Annotated in this window: 19 protein-coding genes; 6 read left to right on the forward strand and 13 right to left on the reverse strand. The window is 38.3% G+C overall.

All coding sequences use genetic code 11. The features are described 5' to 3' along the window. Positions 1 to 20: 20 nt before the first annotated feature. The 6 genes from pfkA to dnaE form a co-directional block, all read right to left on the reverse strand. Positions 21 to 980 (reverse strand): 6-phosphofructokinase, encoded by a 960-nt coding sequence (gene pfkA / locus GNT69_RS09565; RefSeq protein WP_203554716.1) that lies wholly within the window; start codon positions 978 to 980, stop codon positions 21 to 23. Between the two features lie 205 nt (positions 981 to 1,185). Then, positions 1,186 to 2,163, reverse strand: coding sequence for an acetyl-CoA carboxylase carboxyl transferase subunit alpha (gene accA, locus GNT69_RS09570; protein ID WP_203554717.1), 978 nt, complete (start codon positions 2,161 to 2,163; stop codon positions 1,186 to 1,188). Beyond that, on the reverse strand, positions 2,164 to 3,030 hold the full coding sequence (gene accD, locus GNT69_RS09575) for an acetyl-CoA carboxylase, carboxyltransferase subunit beta (protein ID WP_203554718.1): 867 nt from the start codon (positions 3,028 to 3,030) through the stop codon (positions 2,164 to 2,166). A gap of 146 nt (positions 3,031 to 3,176) precedes the next feature. Next, complete coding sequence (locus tag GNT69_RS09580; protein ID WP_481747620.1) at positions 3,177 to 3,818, reverse strand: FadR/GntR family transcriptional regulator; 642 nt, start codon at positions 3,816 to 3,818, stop codon at positions 3,177 to 3,179. Continuing rightward, a complete protein-coding gene (gene ystJ / locus GNT69_RS09585; protein WP_203554719.1) occupies positions 3,811 to 5,049 on the reverse strand; it encodes an NADP-dependent malic enzyme in 1,239 nt (412 codons plus the stop codon). The genes GNT69_RS09580 and ystJ overlap by 8 nt, the downstream gene beginning before the upstream one ends. A 119-nt stretch (positions 5,050 to 5,168) precedes the next feature. Next, entirely contained in the window at positions 5,169 to 8,522 is a 3,354-nt protein-coding gene (dnaE, locus tag GNT69_RS09590; RefSeq protein WP_203554720.1) for a DNA polymerase III subunit alpha, read from the reverse strand. 157 nt (positions 8,523 to 8,679) lie between these two features. On the opposite strand from dnaE, the gene ytrH reads away from it, so the two are divergent. Both ytrH and ytrI read left to right on the forward strand, forming a co-directional pair. Beyond that, positions 8,680 to 9,009, forward strand: a complete 330-nt coding sequence (ytrH, locus tag GNT69_RS09595; protein ID WP_203554721.1) for a sporulation membrane protein YtrH — start codon at positions 8,680 to 8,682, stop codon at positions 9,007 to 9,009. Between the two features lies 1 nt (position 9,010). Continuing rightward, positions 9,011 to 9,514: a sporulation membrane protein YtrI gene (gene ytrI / locus GNT69_RS09600; RefSeq protein ID WP_203554722.1), complete on the forward strand. Its 504-nt coding sequence runs from the start codon at positions 9,011 to 9,013 to the stop codon at positions 9,512 to 9,514. A gap of 34 nt (positions 9,515 to 9,548) precedes the next feature. On the opposite strand, the gene GNT69_RS09605 is transcribed toward ytrI, so the two are convergent. Continuing rightward, positions 9,549 to 10,481: a DHH family phosphoesterase gene (locus GNT69_RS09605; RefSeq protein ID WP_203554723.1), complete on the reverse strand. Its 933-nt coding sequence runs from the start codon at positions 10,479 to 10,481 to the stop codon at positions 9,549 to 9,551. 145 nt (positions 10,482 to 10,626) lie between these two features. Between GNT69_RS09605 and GNT69_RS09610 the strand changes: the two genes are divergently transcribed. After that, on the forward strand, positions 10,627 to 10,935 hold the full coding sequence (locus GNT69_RS09610) for a YtpI family protein (RefSeq protein WP_203554724.1): 309 nt from the start codon (positions 10,627 to 10,629) through the stop codon (positions 10,933 to 10,935). A 36-nt stretch (positions 10,936 to 10,971) separates the two neighbouring features. On the opposite strand, the gene GNT69_RS09615 is transcribed toward GNT69_RS09610, so the two are convergent. From GNT69_RS09615 to GNT69_RS09625, 3 genes are all read right to left on the reverse strand, one after another. Continuing rightward, positions 10,972 to 12,291: a CBS domain-containing protein gene (locus GNT69_RS09615; protein WP_203554725.1), complete on the reverse strand. Its 1,320-nt coding sequence runs from the start codon at positions 12,289 to 12,291 to the stop codon at positions 10,972 to 10,974. A 117-nt stretch (positions 12,292 to 12,408) separates the two neighbouring features. Further along, on the reverse strand, positions 12,409 to 12,651 hold the full coding sequence (locus tag GNT69_RS09620; RefSeq protein WP_203554726.1) for a hypothetical protein: 243 nt from the start codon (positions 12,649 to 12,651) through the stop codon (positions 12,409 to 12,411). A 111-nt stretch (positions 12,652 to 12,762) separates the two neighbouring features. Beyond that, the gene (locus tag GNT69_RS09625; protein WP_203554727.1) at positions 12,763 to 13,443 is read right to left on the reverse strand and encodes a metal-dependent hydrolase; all 681 of its coding nucleotides are present in this window, start codon (positions 13,441 to 13,443) and stop codon (positions 12,763 to 12,765) included. 136 nt (positions 13,444 to 13,579) lie between these two features. Here GNT69_RS09625 and GNT69_RS09630 point away from each other — a divergent pair, with 136 nt between their 5' ends. Then, positions 13,580 to 14,677, forward strand: a complete 1,098-nt coding sequence (locus GNT69_RS09630) for a M24 family metallopeptidase (RefSeq protein ID WP_203554728.1) — start codon at positions 13,580 to 13,582, stop codon at positions 14,675 to 14,677. A gap of 113 nt (positions 14,678 to 14,790) precedes the next feature. After that, entirely contained in the window at positions 14,791 to 15,465 is a 675-nt protein-coding gene (deoC, locus tag GNT69_RS09635; RefSeq protein ID WP_203554729.1) for a deoxyribose-phosphate aldolase, read from the forward strand. 89 nt (positions 15,466 to 15,554) lie between these two features. Here the strand turns inward: deoC and GNT69_RS09640 are convergent, their stop codons facing one another. From GNT69_RS09640 to GNT69_RS09650, 3 genes are all read right to left on the reverse strand, one after another. Further along, on the reverse strand, positions 15,555 to 16,487 hold the full coding sequence (locus GNT69_RS09640; protein ID WP_203554730.1) for a manganese-dependent inorganic pyrophosphatase: 933 nt from the start codon (positions 16,485 to 16,487) through the stop codon (positions 15,555 to 15,557). Positions 16,488 to 16,658: 171 nt separating this feature from the next. After that, complete coding sequence (gene ald, locus GNT69_RS09645) at positions 16,659 to 17,780, reverse strand: alanine dehydrogenase (protein ID WP_203554731.1); 1,122 nt, start codon at positions 17,778 to 17,780, stop codon at positions 16,659 to 16,661. Between the two features lie 118 nt (positions 17,781 to 17,898). Further along, the gene (locus GNT69_RS09650; protein WP_203554732.1) at positions 17,899 to 18,039 is read right to left on the reverse strand and encodes a hypothetical protein; all 141 of its coding nucleotides are present in this window, start codon (positions 18,037 to 18,039) and stop codon (positions 17,899 to 17,901) included. Between the two features lie 98 nt (positions 18,040 to 18,137). On the opposite strand from GNT69_RS09650, the gene GNT69_RS09655 reads away from it, so the two are divergent. After that, positions 18,138 to 18,605, forward strand: coding sequence for a universal stress protein (locus tag GNT69_RS09655; protein ID WP_203554733.1), 468 nt, complete (start codon positions 18,138 to 18,140; stop codon positions 18,603 to 18,605). Positions 18,606 to 18,698: the final 93 nt, after the last annotated feature.

Genomic DNA, 18,698 nt, shown 5'->3' on the forward strand with positions numbered 1-18,698 from the left:
TAGCGACCTCCTGTTTTGTATTAAATTGATAATTCCTTGGATAGTTTATAGAGATTTAAATCTACTTTGTGCTGCATTGATAATACTTCGATGAGATCATAATCAACAAGTTTATTTTGTTCGATTCCTACAGCACGTCCGCCTTTTCCTTCTAATAACAGTTCAACCGCCTTAGCACCAAGCCTGCTCGCCAAGACCCGGTCTGTACCAGTCGGAGAACCGCCTCGTTGCACATGTCCTAACACAGTCACCCTTGTATCTAAGCTACTTTCTTGCTTAATAAGGTTACTTACTTCATAACCGTTCATGACACCTTCAGCAACAATGATGATGCTATGCTTCTTTCCGCGTTCTTCTCCTTTTTTTAACCGGTGAGCAATTTCTTTAATATCGCCTTTAGCTTCAGGAATTAATATCGTTTCTGCTCCTCCAGCAAGACCTGCCCATAAAGCAATATCCCCTGCATTTCTGCCCATAACTTCAATAATGAATGTTCGCTCATGGGATGAGGCAGTATCACGAATTTTGTCAATTGCATCAATTACAGTATTAACTGCTGTATCGAAGCCAATTGTAAATTCAGTCCCAGGGATATCGTTATCAATCGTACCTGGAACACCGATACACGGGAACCCTTGTTCAGTTAAAGCGATCGCTCCTCGATAAGAACCATCTCCACCAATAACGACCAGAGCATCAATACCGAATTTCTTTAATTGCTCAATCCCTTTTTGTTGCCCTTCCCTCGTCTTAAACTCTTCACTGCGAGCTGACTGAAGAAAAGTACCACCACGATGGATAATATCCCCTACAGTACCTAACTCCAGCTTTTCTATATTTCCATTCATCAAACCAGCATAACCACCGAATACTCCAAAAACCTCTTTTTCATGGTAGATGGCCTTTCTGACGACAGCGCGTACCGCTGCATTCATTCCCGGAGCATCCCCACCACTGGTTAAGACACCGATTCGATTCATAATTATCACCTCTTCTTATGTACTTATTATGTATTCATCTGTGTGAACTAAAGGCGTCAAAAAGTACACACCAATATCTCTAAAATACCATGAAGAAAAGCCCTTCACAACTTAAGTTTGGCGATGAAAACAAAGACAGAATAGTAAGTATAATGCAACCGCTTCAACTACCAGAAAGAGTAAAGAACGTGCAATACGCACGTTCTTAATTTACCCCGATATACTCATTTAATAACGAATATTCACCAATCATTTTATATTTCTGATATCGTTGGTCAATTAGTTCCTCTTCTGTAAGGGCTGAAAGTTCTTTCAAGGCAGCTAGTAACACAGTATCAATTTGTTGTGATTGGTTTACTATGTCCCGATGAGAACCACCTCGTGGTTCAGGAATTATATCCTCAATTATTCCTAGTTCCTTTAAATCTGGCGCAGTAATCTTCATAGATTCAGCTGCTTTCTGTGCATAGGAAGCATCTCGCCAAAGAATCGATGCCGCTCCCTCAGGAGAGATAACAGAATAAGTTGAGTTTTCAAGCATGTAAATATGATTTCCCACGCCAAGAGCGAGAGCACCTCCACTCCCACCTTCTCCAATCACAATACAGATCACAGGCACTTTTAAACCGGCCATTTCGAACAGGTTTCGAGCAATCGCCTCACTCTGCCCACGCTCTTCAGCCGTTTTTCCTGGGAACGCCCCCTTCGTATCAATAAAGCAAATAATAGGTCTCCTAAACTTCTCAGCCTGTTTCATTAGCCTTAACGCTTTTCGATACCCTTCAGGGTGCGGCATCCCAAAATTTCTACGGATGTTTTCTTTTGTATCTTTTCCCCGTTGATGGCCTATTACGGTAATTGGTTTGTTGTGAAATTTTGCAACGCCTCCGACAATCGCCTCATCTTCTCCATATAATCGGTCACCATGACATTCAAAGAAATCAGTAAATAATTGCGAAATATAATCTAAAGTAGTCGGTCGTTCCGGGTGCCGGGCTATTTGGACACGGTCCCACGGTTTTATATTTTCATATATTTCTTTTTCTAATTTTTCAAGACGTCCTTCTAATTTCTCTATTTCCAATGATAAATCAATATCTGTATTTTTTGTGTAATCTCTTAACTCAGTAATTTTCTTTTTTAACTCAATTACTGGTTTTTCAAATGATAATTCGCCTGCCAATTATAACTCCCTCCCCGGCTGATGAATTTCTAACAATGTTATTAGTTTGTCCCGCAAATCTAATCTAGAAATAACCGCATCTAATTGACCATGCTTTAATAAGAACTCTGCTGTTTGAAAATCTTCAGGAAGTTCCTCTCGAATTGTTTGCTCAATAATCCTTCTACCCGCAAATCCTATGAGAGCACCTGGTTCAGCTAAATTGTAATCGCCTAGCGAAGCAAAGCTTGCCGACACTCCACCCGTAGTCGGATGGGTCATGATTGAAAGCGTAAGACCTCCATTATCGCTAAATCTTTTTAGTGCCACACTTGTTTTCGCCATTTGCATAAGGCTTAACACACCTTCTTGCATCCTCGCTCCACCAGATGCGGTAAAAATAATGAACGGTACGTGTAGTTCATCTGCTTTCTCAATTGCCCTTGTGATTTTTTCACCAACGACCGAACCCATACTTCCCATTCGGAAAGTGGCATCCATCACAGCGACTACTACATCCATTTCATTTATTTTAGCTATACCTGTAACTACTGCTTCATTTATTTTTGATTTTTGCCGGTCACTCTCAAGCTTTTCTTCATAACCTGGAAAATTTAAAGGGTTTACAGAAACCATATTTTGATTTATTTCCTGAAAGCTTTCTGAGTCAACTAAACTTTCAATCCGTTCCTTCGATTTCATTTGGTGATGGTACCCACATGTAAGACAAACTTTTAGATTTTTAATCAATTCCTTTGTATACATGATTTTTTTACAGTTCGGGCATTTTGTCATTATTCCTTCCGGTACGTCTTGTTTCGCCGTTTCGGAGGGAATTGTAGCATATTTTTTCTTTTTAGTTTTTGTCGTAAAAAGATCTTTCAGCAAGGTGAAACCTCCCTTATTTATATAAAAACTTAACCTCCCAAAAGTGGCCAGACCACTAGAGCAGAGAGAATCAACCGTAATCATTTTATAAGGAACTTGTCCTAACTATAAAACAAATGGGAGGTAAATGATGTTGTTAATTGTCGTTAATCAACCGACAAATTCCGTAATCTTCGATAAGCTTCCAATACTCTTTCCCAGTTTCTGCTTTGTAACGCAGAAGTAAGTTCAATATATTGCTCCTTTGTCGTTGGTGCTTCTCTTGTATCTAGGGAACGATAATAATCAACTAAAATTTTCCACATCCGCGTGAGTAGGTGGTTCTCTGCATAAACTGAAATCTCAGAAAAAAAATGAACGTCATCAAAGTTATGTTCATTCACCCAAGTTTTTAAACGTATAAAATCAGCATCTGCCATTTTAAAAAACGCTAGCTGTAAACAATTTATTTCAATGAGTGTTTTCGTCTCGAAAACATCGTTAATGACCTTTTTGTCTTGCAAGATAAATGTGCTTAGCAATTGAACGAGTTGATTCCCACGAAAATCTCTAATAAACGTTCCTTCGCCTCGCCTTGTTTCGATTAATCCTAATAATTCGAGTGCTCTAAGGGCCTCCCGAACAGAAGAGCGTCCCGCATTGAGACGCTCCGCAAGCTCCCGTTCAGAAGGGATTTTGTCGCCAACTTTTAATCCATCTTTCTCGATCATATTCCTAAGCTGTTTGACAATTTCGATATACACCTTTTTCTCACTCTCATTTTCACTTGCCATTAATAAATCACTCACTTTTGTCAATGATTGAGAGCTTCTCTGTACGAGCCTTCACTTCTTCAGGATCGACCTTTATTCTCGCTACTCCCGTTTCCATTGCTGCTTTGGCAACTGCAGCCGCTACTGCAGGAGCTACCCTAGAATCAAAAGGAGCTGGAATCACATATTCGCTTGACAATTCTTCCTCACTTATCAAACTAGCAATAGCTTCAACAGCCGCTACCTTCATTTTCTCATTTATATGTGTTGCTCGTACATCAAGGGCACCACGAAAAATCCCCGGGAAAGCAAGAACATTATTAACTTGGTTAGGGAAATCTGATCTTCCTGTACCAATGACTTTTGCACCAGCTGCAAGTGCCTCATCTGGCATAATTTCAGGATTCGGGTTTGCCATAGCAAAAATAATTGGTTGATCGTTCATAGACTTGATCATCTCACTTGTTAATGCACCTGCAACAGAAACACCGATAAATACATCTGCCCCTTTAATCGCATCAGCTAACGTTCCCTTTATATTGCTTCGATTTGTGAATTTGGCTACTTCTGATTTGATTGAATTCATCCCTTGAGACCGGCCTTCGTAAATAGCTCCTTTTGTATCACACATGATAATATCACGAACCCCATATGTATAGAGCAACTTAATAATTGCGATTCCAGCAGCACCAGCGCCATTAGCTACCACTTTAATTTCATTCATTTTCTTTCCAGTAAGTTTCAATGCATTCACGAGTCCTGCCACAGTAACAATCGCTGTACCATGTTGATCATCATGGAATACAGGTATGTTTGTTTCCTTTTTTAAGCGTTCTTCAATTTCAAAACAATTCGGAGCAGCTATATCCTCAAGATTAACACCACCAAAGGTCGGCTCTAGTAATTTGACCGTTTCAACAATTTTATCTACATCTGTTGTATTTAAACAGATTGGAAACGCATCGACACCAGCGAAGCTTTTAAAAAGAACAGCCTTTCCTTCCATTACTGGCAACGCTGCTTCTGGTCCGATGTTTCCGAGTCCAAGTACCGCTGTGCCATCTGAAACAACAGCTACCATATTTCCCTTCATCGTATAATCATAAACTGTTTCTGGTTTATCATAAATCATTTTACAAGGCTCAGCTACACCTGGTGAGTAAGCGAGACTTAAGTCTCTAGCGTTTCTAACAGGAACTTTTGATTTTGATTCTAGCTTCCCTTTATTTTCTCTGTGCATATGCAATGCTTCTTCTCGTAAATTCAACTCAAGTCCACTCCCTTTTCTTTATATAAAGAAGGTCCCGTTCTGTAAGTATGTATCGTGTAGTGGTCAGACCACATCTTTTTTTTCAAATATAACATATTACAGTTCCTTGTAAAGGTCTATTTTTTTAGAACAACATTTTTTTCACCTAGAACCCTCCTAATTTCCTTCAAGCAGCTTTCATTCCCATTTACCCTATATTCATCTCCTAATAATACAGTTTTGTCCATATCGGCATAGTGAAGAATGACAGGAAAATGACCAGAGTGTTTTTTTAGCAAGTTTTTCAATTGATTTAATTTATTGACTGTTTGGTATTCCGACTCAACTTTTAAGAACAGTGTTGCTTGCTGCTGTTTCGCCTCTTCCTCACGATTTAAAACAGACTGAATGGTAAATTGAAGGGAACCATTTCTTTCTTCCATTCGCCCCTCAAGCAGGACTATCTCACCTTTTTTTAATTGATGCCCAAATCGTTTATAAACAGCCGGAAAAGCAACTGCTTCCACTTCTCCGCTTGGATCACTTAACGTATAAAAGGACATGGCCTCGCCTTTTTTTGTCCTTATTTTTTTTTCATCGGTAATATAAACTCCTAAACGCCCCCTTTTCCCTATTCCATGGTGAATCATTCGCTTTGCACCTGCAAATCTAAACTCTTCCTCGAATACGGACACAGGATGGGTAGATAAGTATATTCTAAGGACTTCTTTTTCTAATGAAAGTTTGTCTTCAATCCTCATTGGTTCTACCATTACATATTTTGGCTTTAAATCTAGTTCATCCTCTGTAAATAAACCATATTGACCTGAATCGTCTGGAGCAACAAGCTGTGCATGTTCGATTGCAACATCTAAACTGGCTAGCAGCACTGCACGATCATGTCCAAATTCATCAAAAGCCCCAGAATGAACAAAAGCCTCCATTATTTTTCGATTAACAAGTTTTAAAGGAACCCTTATACAAAAATCAAAAAGATTCAAAAATGGCTTTTGTTTTCTCGCTTCAAGAATCACCTTTAAAACCGAAGCACCTACTCCTTTTATCGCCGCTAGACTATAGCGGATACTTTCCCCATCAACCTCAAAAGTAAAGCTACTTTTATTAATGGACGGTGGAAGCAGCGTAAGGCCTTTTTGAGTGAGTTCTCTTATATATTGGTTCATCTTCGTTTCATTGCCAATTGAAGAAGTCATTAGCGCGGCAAAGAAATGCGATGGATAATGAGCCTTAAGATAGGCAAGCTGATAAGCAATCAAACTATACGCTACGGCATGGCTGCGGTTAAATCCATAATTAGCGAAGCGAACAATCAAATCATAAATTGAGTTTGCTATTTGCTCATTATATCCTTTTTTTACCGCACCGCGTACAAAATGGGAGCGTTCCCTATCTAATACCTCTTTTTTCTTCTTACTTACCGCTCTACGGAGTAAATCCGCTTCTCCAAGAGAAAATCCAGCAAGTTTTGCAGCAATTTGCATGATTTGCTCTTGATAGACGATTACGCCATACGTTTTTTCCAATATATCCTTTAAATCTTGATGTGCATATTGGATTGGCTCACGCCCATGCTTCCTGTCAATAAATAGAGGAATATGCTCCATCGGACCGGGTCGATATAGGGCATTAACAGCAACAATATCCTCAAATTTCGATGGAACAAGCCTTGTTAAAACCTTGCGCATTCCCTCTGATTCTAGTTGAAAAACTCCTGTCGTCTCGCCCTTACTTAATAGATTATACGTACTTTCATCACTAAGTGGAACTTGTCTAATATCTATATTGATTTTCAATTTTCCCCTAATTGAACGTAATATCGTTTCAATCATTGATAAATTTCTCAATCCAAGAAAATCCATTTTAAGCAAACCCACTTCTTCAAGATGCTCCATCGAATACTGTGTATGAAAAATTCCACTAGATCCAGGTTGAATTGGAATAAGGTTTGTTAATGGTTGTTCACTAATTACCACACCAGCAGCATGTGTTGAAGTATGCCTTGGTAAACCTTCTAATTTCATGGCTGTTTTTAATAATTTTTTATTTGTATCATTTTCCATAGCAAATTTACGTAAAGACTCTGACTCTTTGTAAGCGTCTGCGAGCGTTATTCCAGGCCTTGATGGAATCAACCTTGATAGCTGGTCAAGTTCCTTTGTATTTAGTCCAAATGCTCTACCTACATCTCTAGCCGCCGCCTTTGCTGCAAGTGTTCCGAAAGTAGTAATTTGAGCTACATGCATTTCTCCGTACTTTCTTGCAACATAGTGGATAACTTCATCCCGACGGTGATCAGGAAAATCGATATCAATATCTGGCATCGAAACCCTTTCAGGATTTAAAAAGCGTTCAAACAATAAGTCGTGTTCAAGGGGGTCAACATCTGTGATGAAAAGTGTATAAGCAACAATTGACCCAGCAGCCGAGCCCCGCCCTGGCCCAGTCAGAATCCCTTTTTCTCTTGCAAACTTCATAAAATCCCAAACAATTAAAAAATAGTCATTAAAACCCATTTTGTTGATAATATCGAGTTCATATTTAAGGCGATTCAAATGTTCGCTAGATGGAGAAGCATAACGTTCTCTTAAACCTTTCATACAAAGTTTTTCCAGCAACCCCACAACTGTTTCACCGGTTGGAACCGGATATTTTGGTAAATGCTTTGTTTCAAGGTCGAGTGTCACATGACATGATTCACTAATTTTCACTGTGTTCTCAAGGGCATCAGGATAATCTTCAAACTGCTCGGTCATTTCTCTAGCTGTTTTCAAATAAAAATGATTACTTCCTAGTTGTTGTCGCTCACTATCTTGTAATTTTTGGCCATTTTTAATCGCCAATAAACATTCATGCGCAAGTGAGTCTTCTTGTTGAAGATAATAAACAGAATTAGCAGCAGCAAGCTGTATGTCTAATTCCTCTGCTAGAGCAGCGATTTCTTTCATTAACTCTCCCTGTCCAGGTAACCCTTGGTTTGTTAATGATAGATAAAATTTCCCTTTCTCAAATATATTTGCAAATACTTCTGCATATTGCTTCGCTTTTTCCCTATCTCCATTCAATAAAGCTTGTTCAATAGCTCCTTCGATTCCGGGAGTAAGGGCATATAAACCTTGTGAATAGTGCTTTAACCATCTAACAGGGATACCCTTCGGAGATTTTGTTTGAACAGCACTCGATATTTTCACTAAATTATGAAACCCCTGATTATTATAAGCAAGCAGGACAATTGGAAAAGAATGGCCCCCTTCCACCATTCCTACTACATCAACAGTTAAACCTAATAGAGGTGTAACTGAGTGTTTTTGACATTCTTTATAAAAGGCAATTGTTCCATGCATGACATTTCGATCTGTTAATGCGATGGCAGGAAACCCTTTTTCTTTTGCGTCCTTAACAAGCGCTTCAATTGTAATTGTACTTGTCAGCAAACTGTAAGCACTATATACATGTAGATGAATAAAGGACATCTCATCCCCACCTTTAATCGGTTATCTCTTCCTTATTATAGGGTTTGACTCAATAAAAAGAAAATATGTTCTCTTTTTTTCTTTAGGTTTAATCATAATTAAGGAAGTTTGTCCATAAGATTTCTTTAGAAAGAATTTTTCCCAAAGGGGACTTAAAATGAATCAACCTTTTTTTACTCATTTAATTGAGAGTTATTTTATTGCCCTTGGTGTTTTACTTGGTGGCTCATTATTAGGAGGACTCGCCTCTTTTATGACTGGACAACCACTGTTAACACAAATTTCACGGATTTCTGATTTAATACGAATTTGGGCAATTATTGCTGCAATTGGAGGAACATTTGACACAGTTTACAGCTTTGAACGGGGATTAATGGATGGAGAGACGAAAGATATTTTTAAACAGTTTTTACTTATCTTGTCAGCAATGGGCGGTGCTCAAACAGGAGCAACAATTATCAAATGGTTAACGATGGAGCATATATAAAATGAGAATTCCGCCCTATTATCGAAAACCCTCTTGGCAACGTTTCTTTGCGGGAATGGTGATCGGTGCGTTCTTGAGTTGGTGTGTCTTCCTTTATATGCACGGTGTAATGATTGAAGATAAGACAGCCTATATTAGTAAATTAGAAGGTGACCTTAAACAAGAAAAAAGGAATGTGAAAATTTGGCAAGACGATTATAAAAAACTAAACGAAAAAAACCTTGATCAACTCACAATTCAAAACATTGAAATCAAAATTTTGAATGGGGAGAAATATGGACTTGATTCTCTAGCCGTTTATGAAGCCGAGGAAGAGATTAAAGAATATTTAAACTTTTTCCTCGCAAAAGATTTAGATTTTGTTTATAAAAGTAGAGACTTGATTCAAAAGATGATTGAAAACAAAGTTGTCCCATTAAACGGGAAGCGTTATCGTCTCTCTATTACCTCGATGTTTGTTTATACGACGGTCAGTATTCAAATTAAGCTCCATCTAGATGAGTAAAGCCCCAAACTTCATTTGGGGCTTCTTTGCAAACTCACTTACATAGCTCAATTAAATCATTAATGACATTTTTTGCTTCATCCCAAGAATGGATTGATGCTCCTGATGCCAACGGATGACCGCCTCCACGATACTTTCGAGCTAGCCCGTTAATAATTGGACCTTTAGAACGAAGTCTAACACGAATTTGATCCTCTTCTTCAATAAAAAATACCCATGCCTTAATCCCTTTAACAGATCCTAGCTCACTTACTAATTGGGAAGCCATCTCTGGACGGATATCATACTTTTTAAGTACCTCTTTTTTCAAATACACAGCTGCCGCACCGTTTGGGAGTGTTTCAAAACTTTGCAATACTTCTCCTTTTAATTTCACAACATTCAAATCAAGTTCATACATTTCATTAAAAAGTTCTGGGCGCGAAAAATTATAATGAATTAATTCTCCTGCATAAGAAAATGTTTTATCCGTTGTACTAGGATAAATAAACCTCCCTGTATCGCCAACAATCCCTGCAAATAAAAGTCTCGCTCCGTCGTCAGAAAGTGTTAAGCCTCTATCCTTAAACGTAAGATAAAACTCGTAAATCATTTCACTCGTAGAACTGGCACCCGTATCTACCCATAAAAAATCACCATATGGATCTTCGTTTGGATGATGGTCAATTTTAATGAGCTTCGCACCCGTACGATATCTTTTATCACATATACGCTCTTCATTAGCTGTATCACAGACGATAACAAGCGCATTTTGATAAACTTCATCGTCAATGACATCAAGCCTGCGCATATAATTGAGCGAGGGCTCTTCCTTTCCTACAGCATAAACATTTTTCTCAGGAAAAGATTGCTTGATTATCTCAACGAGGCCACCTTGAGATCCGTAAGCATCTGGATCTGGACGTACGTGTCGATGGACAATAATCGTTTCATATTTTTCGATTTCATTCATAATTAGTTCTTTCATAAACTTCTCCTTTAATTGTAAAAATAGTTCGTTAATTAATTATTATCACAACAATCCTGAAATGAAAAGAATCGGTGCTGTAATGTAGAAATTTTCAACAAATACCGGTAAAATAGAGATGATTTTTAAATTGGAGGTATAAATAATGCCTGTACTCGTTTTTTTAATCGTCATTTCTTTTTCAATGTATGTATTTTATAAAATTAAATATGTACGTAGCACGCTACCAATCGAGAAGAAGTGGCTATCATCGAAGTCTAGCATCGCGCTTGGTCTGTTTGTTGCCCTTTTCGGGATCAATCAATTATTCCTATTCCCCTCAACAATTACTTATATTATTGCTGGTGGTTTTATTTTAATTGGTAGTTTTAATGCTTACAACGGAATGAAAGCTTATAAGCATTATCTTCCATTTGCAATGGAAGAAGCTGAGTATATGAAAAATCATTCTTAGGAGAAAAGAAGCCGCCCTTTTTGGACCGCTTCTTTTTTAATGTTTGTCAATTAATTGACATACCATCATCGCTTTTCCAACGAGAACCCCTTCATTAAATACTTCTACATCTACCTTTCCAAACTTTCTACCTACTTCAAGAATTCTTGGATGTATCGTTAGAACATGATCGATTTGAACAGGCTTCAAAAAATAAATCGTCATATTTTCAACGACAAGGTCACCCTTCTTATAGCCTCTTAATACGCGATTAGCTGCCTCTGCAACAATTGTAGTGAATACACCGTATGAAATTGTACCAAGATGATTTGTCATTTGCGGTGTAACTGTGTAGCGAAAAACATCTTCCTCCTTTGTTTTCCCACGTAAAATCACCATTTGGCTCGTAATCGTATCATCTAAAGTTTCTCCAACTTGTGGTTGGCGCTGAATCATCTGTAAAGCTTTTAGCACATCCTGCCTGCTGACAATCCCTTGTAAACGATTGGAATCATCGACGACTGGTAATAACTCAATCCCTTCCCACACCATCATATGTGCAGCGGAAGCAACACTTGTTTTACCACCTACAGTCATTGGTTGCTTCGTCATCACTTTTTCAATCGATGTATCGAGATTGTCTTCTAATATATCCTTTGATGTGATCATCCCTTGCACTTTCATATTCCGGTCAACTACTGGAAAACGGCTATGCATCGTTTCTTCTTTATAACGATACCAATCAGATACTTTGTCATCTGTGGTAAGGTAGGTTGTTTCATCAATCGATGTAAGAATGTCTTCAACTAACACAATTTCCTTTTTAATAAGTTGATCATAGATCGCTCTGTTAATCATTGTTGCCACAGTAAAGGTATCATAACTACTAGAGATGATCGGTAGTTGCAATTCATCAGCTAGCTTTTTTACATGATCTTCTGTATCAAAACCACCGGTGATTAATACAGCTGCACCGGCCTTTAATGCCTGTTCATGCGCTTTATCACGGTTTCCTACAATGAGCAAATTCCCTGCTCCCGTGTAGCGCATCATTGCTTCCAGCTTCATCGCTCCGATGACAAATTTATTCAATGTTTTATGAAGACCTGCACGACCACCAAGAACCTGTCCATCAACAATATTGACAACCTCCGCAAATGTCAGTTTCTCAATATTTTCTTTCTTTTTTCTTTCGATGCGGATTGTGCCGACGCGTTCAATCGTACTAACATACCCTTTATTTTCAGCTTCCTTAATCGCACGGTATGCTGTCCCTTCACTAACACTCATCGCTTTGGCGATTTGACGTACAGAGATTTTTTCCCCAATCGGAAGTTCATCGATATATAGTAAAATTTGTTCATGCTTCGTTGCCAAGAGCTTCACCCTTTTTAATTATAGTTCCGAACAAAACGTTTTTCCTTCTACAATTATAAGGTTTATGAAGCCTTGATTCAATTGTATTCATGCAATCTACATTAAACTTTAACTCCCTTAATTCGCAATACCACGGGTTTTCCTCGGTTTTTGACCCTTCTTTCTAGACAAATGTTTTTGCTTTTTCGGCGTAAAAAGATAGGCAGAAAGATTACCAGCGATAACAAAAAAAGCTAACATTAGCCAGGCGATTGCAAATAAACTTTCCTTTCCTGAGGTTTCAATTGAAAGTCGTGGAATAGCGTAATAAAGCATCACGCCACAAAGTAATAAACAAAGTAGATAACGATTTTTATTCATCCTAATTGCCTCCTGAAAATAAGCTTGTTTTATACTTATGCACAAGCCTCCAGCTATAATCCAAAAAAATAAAAACTGCTGTACTTATTCGTACAGCAGTTTTTATCAAATTTAAAGTTCAAGTACTTCGCCAGGTTCAAGCACTCTACCGTTCTGGTCCTTTAACATTGAAACAAAAGCTTGCGGATCCTGTTTAATTGGCGGGAATGTATTAAAATGAATAGGTACCACCTGCTTTGCTCGAAGAAATTCAGCTGCGATCGCGGCATCCTCAGGTCCCATTGTAAAATTATCACCAATTGGCAAGAACGCTAAATCAATCGGATGACGCTCGCCTATTAACTTCATATCAGAAAACAATCCGGTATCACCCGCATGATAAATGGTTTTTCCTTCTACAAACAATAACACTCCAGCTGGCATCCCACCATAAATGATTTGTTGATTTTCAGTAGCATAACCGGAACCATGGAACGCTTGGGTCATTTTCACCTTCCCAAAATCAAATTCGCATGCCCCACCAATATTCATGCCATGTGTACGAACGCCTTGCCAAGATAAATATGTAGCTAAATCCGCATTTGTGATAACTAAAGCGTCATTTTTCTTTGCTAACTGAACAGTATCCCCAACATGATCATTATGTGCATGTGTCAAGATAATCACATCTACTTTAACTTCATCCGCCTTTAGATCCGTTAAACCATTCCCTGTAATAAAAGGATCAAATAAAATCGACTTTCCTCCTGTTTCTACTTTCACTACAGAATGCCCATGATATGAAACTTTCAATTTACTCTCTCCTTTCCACTTATCATTTAAATACTTCTCCATTACTTCCAAAATCCCTTTTATTTATACGTGAAGTTTACTTTTGTCTTTCCAGTTGCTACGCTCATAAATAGAGAAAAAAAAGGAGGTAAATAATATGATCGACAGACGCATAAAACTATCTGCATGGTTAAAAGAAAATGACATCGATGTTGCCTTTCTAACTTCACCAAATAATGTCTTTTATTTTAGCCAATTTTTAAGTGACCCCCATGAACGACTGCTTGGAGTTGCTATTTTCCAAGAAGAAGAGCCATTTTTAATTTGTGCAAGTATGGAGGGAAATGAAGCAAAAAATGCCGGGTGGCCGCATGAAATTATCGGTTATAGTGATATTGATGACCCTTGGGTGCTAGTAAAACAGACGATAAAATCGAGAGTCCATTCTGTACATAAAATGGCGATTGAAAAAGAACATATGAATATTAAACGTTATGAGTATTTAAGTGAGTTGTTCGCAGGCACGTTATTTGTTACGGCGGAAGATAAAATAAGACAGCTTAGATTAGTAAAGGATCAATATGAAATGATAAAACTTCGTGAGGCATGTAAACTCGCTGATTATGCGGTAGAAACAGGCATCAACGAAATTAGTGAAAGAAAAACAGAATTAGAGATTCTTGCCGCAATTGAATATGAAATGAAGAAAAAAGGCGTACTTGAAATGTCCTTTTCAACAATGGTTTTAACAGGAAAGAATTCAGCATCCCCACATGGTACACCAGGAAAAACCAAAATTCAAAAAGGAGATCTCGTTTTATTCGACCTTGGTGTCGTTGTTGATGGTTATTGTTCTGACATCACAAGGACGGTTGCTTTTCACGACCTTAGCGAGGAACAAGAAAAAATTTACGAAACGGTTCTCGCAAGTCAGCTTACCGCGTTAAAAAAGATAAAATCAGGTACGATTGCCGCTGACGTTGACCTTGCCGCTCGAAACTATATTCATTCGGCAGGATATGGACAATATTTTCCACATCGATTAGGTCACGGCTTAGGAATTAGTGTCCATGAATACCCATCAATAACTGAGACCAATTCAATGATTCTTGAAGAAGGGATGGTTTTTACAGTGGAACCAGGTATTTACGTTCCAAATGTAGGAGGTGTTCGCATCGAAGACGATGTCGTTGTTACTGCTACAGGAGTTGAAAGTTTAACGAAATATCCTAAGGAATTACAGATTATTCGTTAAGCAAGTTCCAGAATTGCATTGTTATTTGAGGCATCATTTACAATTGACCATTGAGTTGATATATTGGTCCAATAATGAACAAATGTTTTATTAATAACAGGAGGTAGATGAACATGTCACAGCAACTCGCCCAGATGATTGACCATACTTTATTAAAGGCCGATGCGAAAAAAGCAGATATAATGAAACTAGCAGAGGAGGCAAAAGAGCATAAATTTGCCTCTGTTTGCGTAAACCCAACATGGGTTAAAACGGCAGCGGAAATTTTAACAGATACTCCTGAAGTGAAAGTATGTACGGTCATTGGTTTTCCACTCGGAGCAACAACTTCTGAGGTAAAAGCATTTGAAACGAAGAATGCAATTGAAAATGGAGCCGATGAAGTTGATATGGTAATCAATATTGGTGCATTGAAGGAGCAAAATGATGGGTTGGTAGAAAATGACATTAAAGCCGTCGTTGAGGCAGCAAGAGGAAAAGCATTAGTAAAAGTCATTATTGAAACTTCGCTATTAACAGATGAGGAAAAAGAAACAGCTTGTAAGCTCGCCGTTAAAGCTGGAGCTGATTATGTAAAAACGTCTACTGGCTTCTCAACCGGAGGCGCTTCGAAGGAAGATATCGCATTAATGAGAAAGGTTGTCGGTCCTTCAATTGGTGTTAAAGCATCAGGAGGCATAAAAAGTCTTGAAGATGCCGAAACGATGATTAATGCAGGCGCATCCAGAATAGGCGCAAGTTCAGGGGTAATGATTATGAAAGGGCTAACCTCTGATTCAAGCTACTAAAGCCAAAACGTCTATCCCCTAATAACTGGCTATACAAAGACAAACGATAAAAAGAAGCTCCGTCCTATGACCCGAGCTTCTTTTATTTACTATCCTCTAGCAACTAAAGTATCTGTCAATACTGGGACAACCTGCTTTTTACGTGAAACGACACCTTTTAATGTCGCCGTATTATTCTCTAAGCTTACGTTGAAAGCTTCAGCAACAGCATCCGCCTGTTTACCTAATGCAAGGGCAGCAGAATCATTGGTTAAAATATTTGTAACAACTAGGAGGAATAAATCTAGGTCCTTGTCAGCAATTACTTTTTGGATCGCGTCCTCAAGTTCAGCCTGGCGTGCCAGTACTTCGTTGATATCAACGGTATTTACTTGGGCAATCTCTACTTTTGAACTTCCCATTGAAAATTCCTTTGCATCCAGTGAAATAAGTTCTCCTATCGTCTTGCTACTTAAGTCAGCACCTGCTTTTAACATAGCAAGTCCATACTCTTGGGCATCTACACCAGCAATTTCCGCAAGTTCCTTTGCTGCAGCTACATCCTGCTCTGTGCATGTTGGTGATTTAAATAGGAGTGAATCGGATATAATCGCTGATAACATTAAGCCTGCTGTTTGTTTGTCTAAATTGACATTGTTTTCCTTATACATTTTATTTAAAATCGTTGCCGTACAACCAACTGGCTCCACACGGAAATAAAGCGGGTCACTTGTTTCAAAGTTTGCCACACGGTGATGGTCAATGACCTCTAAGATTTTTGCTTTTTCGATTCCATCTGCACTTTGTTGACGCTCATTATGGTCGACTAAAATAACTGTTTTTTCTTCAACGGCTTGTTCGATTAAACGAGGTTCACTAGCTTTAAAATAATCGAGCGCATAAGCTGTCTCTCCGTTAATTTGGCCAAGTCGGACAGCCTCTACTTCTTCTCCTTGTTGCTTTTTTAAATTTGCATAAGCAATCGCTGAACAAATCGAATCAGTATCTGGATTCTTATGTCCAAAAATAAGTACGTTTTCCATTTAGACACTCCTCATTTTTCAATATTACTGGAACGATTCCGCAGTACACTATGTACAAACTACGTGTTTTTCTTCCATAAACAATATACTATAAAATAACATGAATTAACATCCTTCACAATCCACTCAACAAAAAAGATTCAGTATATACCGAATCTTTTTGTAATATAGTTAAACTAAGTTTAATAAAATTTTCGGGTCTGTATACGGTAAGTTTTGAGCTTCAGCAACGGCTTTATATGTGACATGACCTTCAAGCGTATTTACCCCTTTTAATATTGCTTCATTATCGAGACAAGCCTGTTTAAATCCTTTATTCGCAATTTGCAACGCATAGGGAACTGTTACATTCGTTAGTGCAATCGTAGACGTTCTCGGCACAGCGCCAGGCATGTTGGCCACTGCATAATGTACGACATCATATTTCGTATATGTTGGACTATCATGCGTTGAAACTTTATCAGTCGTTTCAAAAATCCCTCCTTGATCAATCGCAATATCAACAACAACTGAACCAGGTTTCATCGACTTTATCATCTCTTTTGTCACTAACATTGGCGCACGCGCACCAGGAATCAACACTGCACCAATGACTAAATCTGCGGCTTTTACGGCTTCAAAAATATTATATGGATTCGACATTAACGTTGATATATCATTTCTAAATTGGTCATCCAGCTGACGAAGACGTTCAGGGTTCACATCAAGAATAGTTACCTCCGCACCAAGACCAATCGCCGTTTTCGCCGCATTCGTCCCAGCAACACCAGCCCCGATGATTGCTACTTTCCCTCGCTGAACACCTGGCACTCCGGATAAAAGAATACCCTTACCACCATGTACCTTTTCTAGAAATTGAGCTCCAATTTGTGGGGCCATCCTTCCTGCTACTTCGCTCATTGGCATTAACAATGGTAAACTTCCGTTTTTAAGTTGGACGGTCTCATAAGCAATTCCTACAATTTTTTTATTAATTAATGCTTTTGTTAAATCTTTTTCAGGAGCTAGATGTAAATATGTAAATAAAATCAGCCCATTACGAAAAAATTTGTATTCTTCCGGAAGCGGCTCTTTCACCTTCATTATCATTTCTGCATCCCATGCCGCTTTTCCATTTGCGACAATCTGCGCTCCTGCTTGTTGATAATCCTCATCGGTAAAGCCTGAGCCCAGTCCCGCACCCGTTTCAATCCAAACCTCATGGCCGGATTGGATAAGATTTACTACGCCTGCAGGTGTCATCGCCACCCGATTTTCATTGTTTTTTATTTCCTTTGGCACACCAATAATCATATTTTTATCCCCCAGGTAAAAAAATTAGCTAAATACTACGAAAACATAAACGATTTACATAAATTTTAGTTGAACAAAATGCAAAAAACAAGCTGACTTTTCAGCTTGTCTTTCTCGGTCACTTGTTCTGTTGTTCTTCGGAAACTTTCGAATCAATTACTCCACTATTATAGGAGTCCAAGATTTGTTGCATAACCTCACTCGTCCCAGTTTCATTATAGATATAGGATTCTGTTTTATCTTGTTCACGAGATTGCATATGACAAATCCTCCTTCCAACTATTTTTATTGTTCGTTAGTTTGTAACATCCATACTTGGAAATATATTGTATAATTAAAGTGAAGGAGGAGATAGCAATGGGTTTAACATATAAGAATATTTTAGTTGCCGTTGACGGGTCCAAACAAGCTGCGTGGGCATTCAAAAAGGCTATTGAGATTGCAAAGAGAAATGATGCAAAACTTTTCTTAACACATGTCATTGATTTAAGGACATTTGCATCAGTTGAGGCATATGACCGAACAATTTCAGAACGTGCAACAGAATTTGCCCAAGAACTTCTTGAAAGCTATAAACATGATGCATTGGAAGCCGGTATAAAAGAAGTGGATTTTGCAATTGATTATGGTTCTCCAAAAGTAAAAATCGCAAAGGATATTGCTAAAAAGTTCGATGTTGATTTAATTGTTTGTGGTGCTACAGGAATGAATGCCGTTGAACGTTTCTTTATTGGTAGCGTTTCCGAACACATTGCTAGATACGCTCCTTGTGATGTCATGATAATACGCACTGAAAAAGACGAAGAAGTCGAAGAAGACGTTTAAACTTTATAAAAAAGGAACACGCAGCCAATTAAATGGTTGCGTGTTCCTTTTTTAAGAAAACTTCTACCAGTGGTGGGTTTCTCCCCCACTAGT

Origin of the sequence: Bacillus sp. B15-48, from assembly GCF_016879755.1 — a bacterium.
Taxonomy (GTDB): Bacteria; Bacillota; Bacilli; order Bacillales; family Cytobacillaceae; genus Mesobacillus_B.

Coding starts and splice junctions, on each gene's coding strand:
- pfkA (WP_203554716.1), bottom strand. CDS start 980: ATGAATCGAATCGGTGTCTTAACCAGTGGTGGGGATGCTCCGGGAATG.
- dnaE (WP_203554720.1), bottom strand. CDS start 8,522: ATGTCCTTTATTCATCTACATGTATATAGTGCTTACAGTTTGCTGACA.
- ytrH (WP_203554721.1), top strand. CDS start 8,680: ATGAATCAACCTTTTTTTACTCATTTAATTGAGAGTTATTTTATTGCC.
- ytrI (WP_203554722.1), top strand. CDS start 9,011: ATGAGAATTCCGCCCTATTATCGAAAACCCTCTTGGCAACGTTTCTTT.
- GNT69_RS09605 (WP_203554723.1), bottom strand. CDS start 10,481: ATGAAAGAACTAATTATGAATGAAATCGAAAAATATGAAACGATTATT.
- GNT69_RS09610 (WP_203554724.1), top strand. CDS start 10,627: ATGCCTGTACTCGTTTTTTTAATCGTCATTTCTTTTTCAATGTATGTA.
- GNT69_RS09620 (WP_203554726.1), bottom strand. CDS start 12,651: ATGAATAAAAATCGTTATCTACTTTGTTTATTACTTTGTGGCGTGATG.
- GNT69_RS09630 (WP_203554728.1), top strand. CDS start 13,580: ATGATCGACAGACGCATAAAACTATCTGCATGGTTAAAAGAAAATGAC.
- deoC (WP_203554729.1), top strand. CDS start 14,791: ATGTCACAGCAACTCGCCCAGATGATTGACCATACTTTATTAAAGGCC.
- GNT69_RS09640 (WP_203554730.1), bottom strand. CDS start 16,487: ATGGAAAACGTACTTATTTTTGGACATAAGAATCCAGATACTGATTCG.
- ald (WP_203554731.1), bottom strand. CDS start 17,780: ATGATTATTGGTGTGCCAAAGGAAATAAAAAACAATGAAAATCGGGTG.
- GNT69_RS09650 (WP_203554732.1), bottom strand. CDS start 18,039: ATGCAATCTCGTGAACAAGATAAAACAGAATCCTATATCTATAATGAA.
- GNT69_RS09655 (WP_203554733.1), top strand. CDS start 18,138: ATGGGTTTAACATATAAGAATATTTTAGTTGCCGTTGACGGGTCCAAA.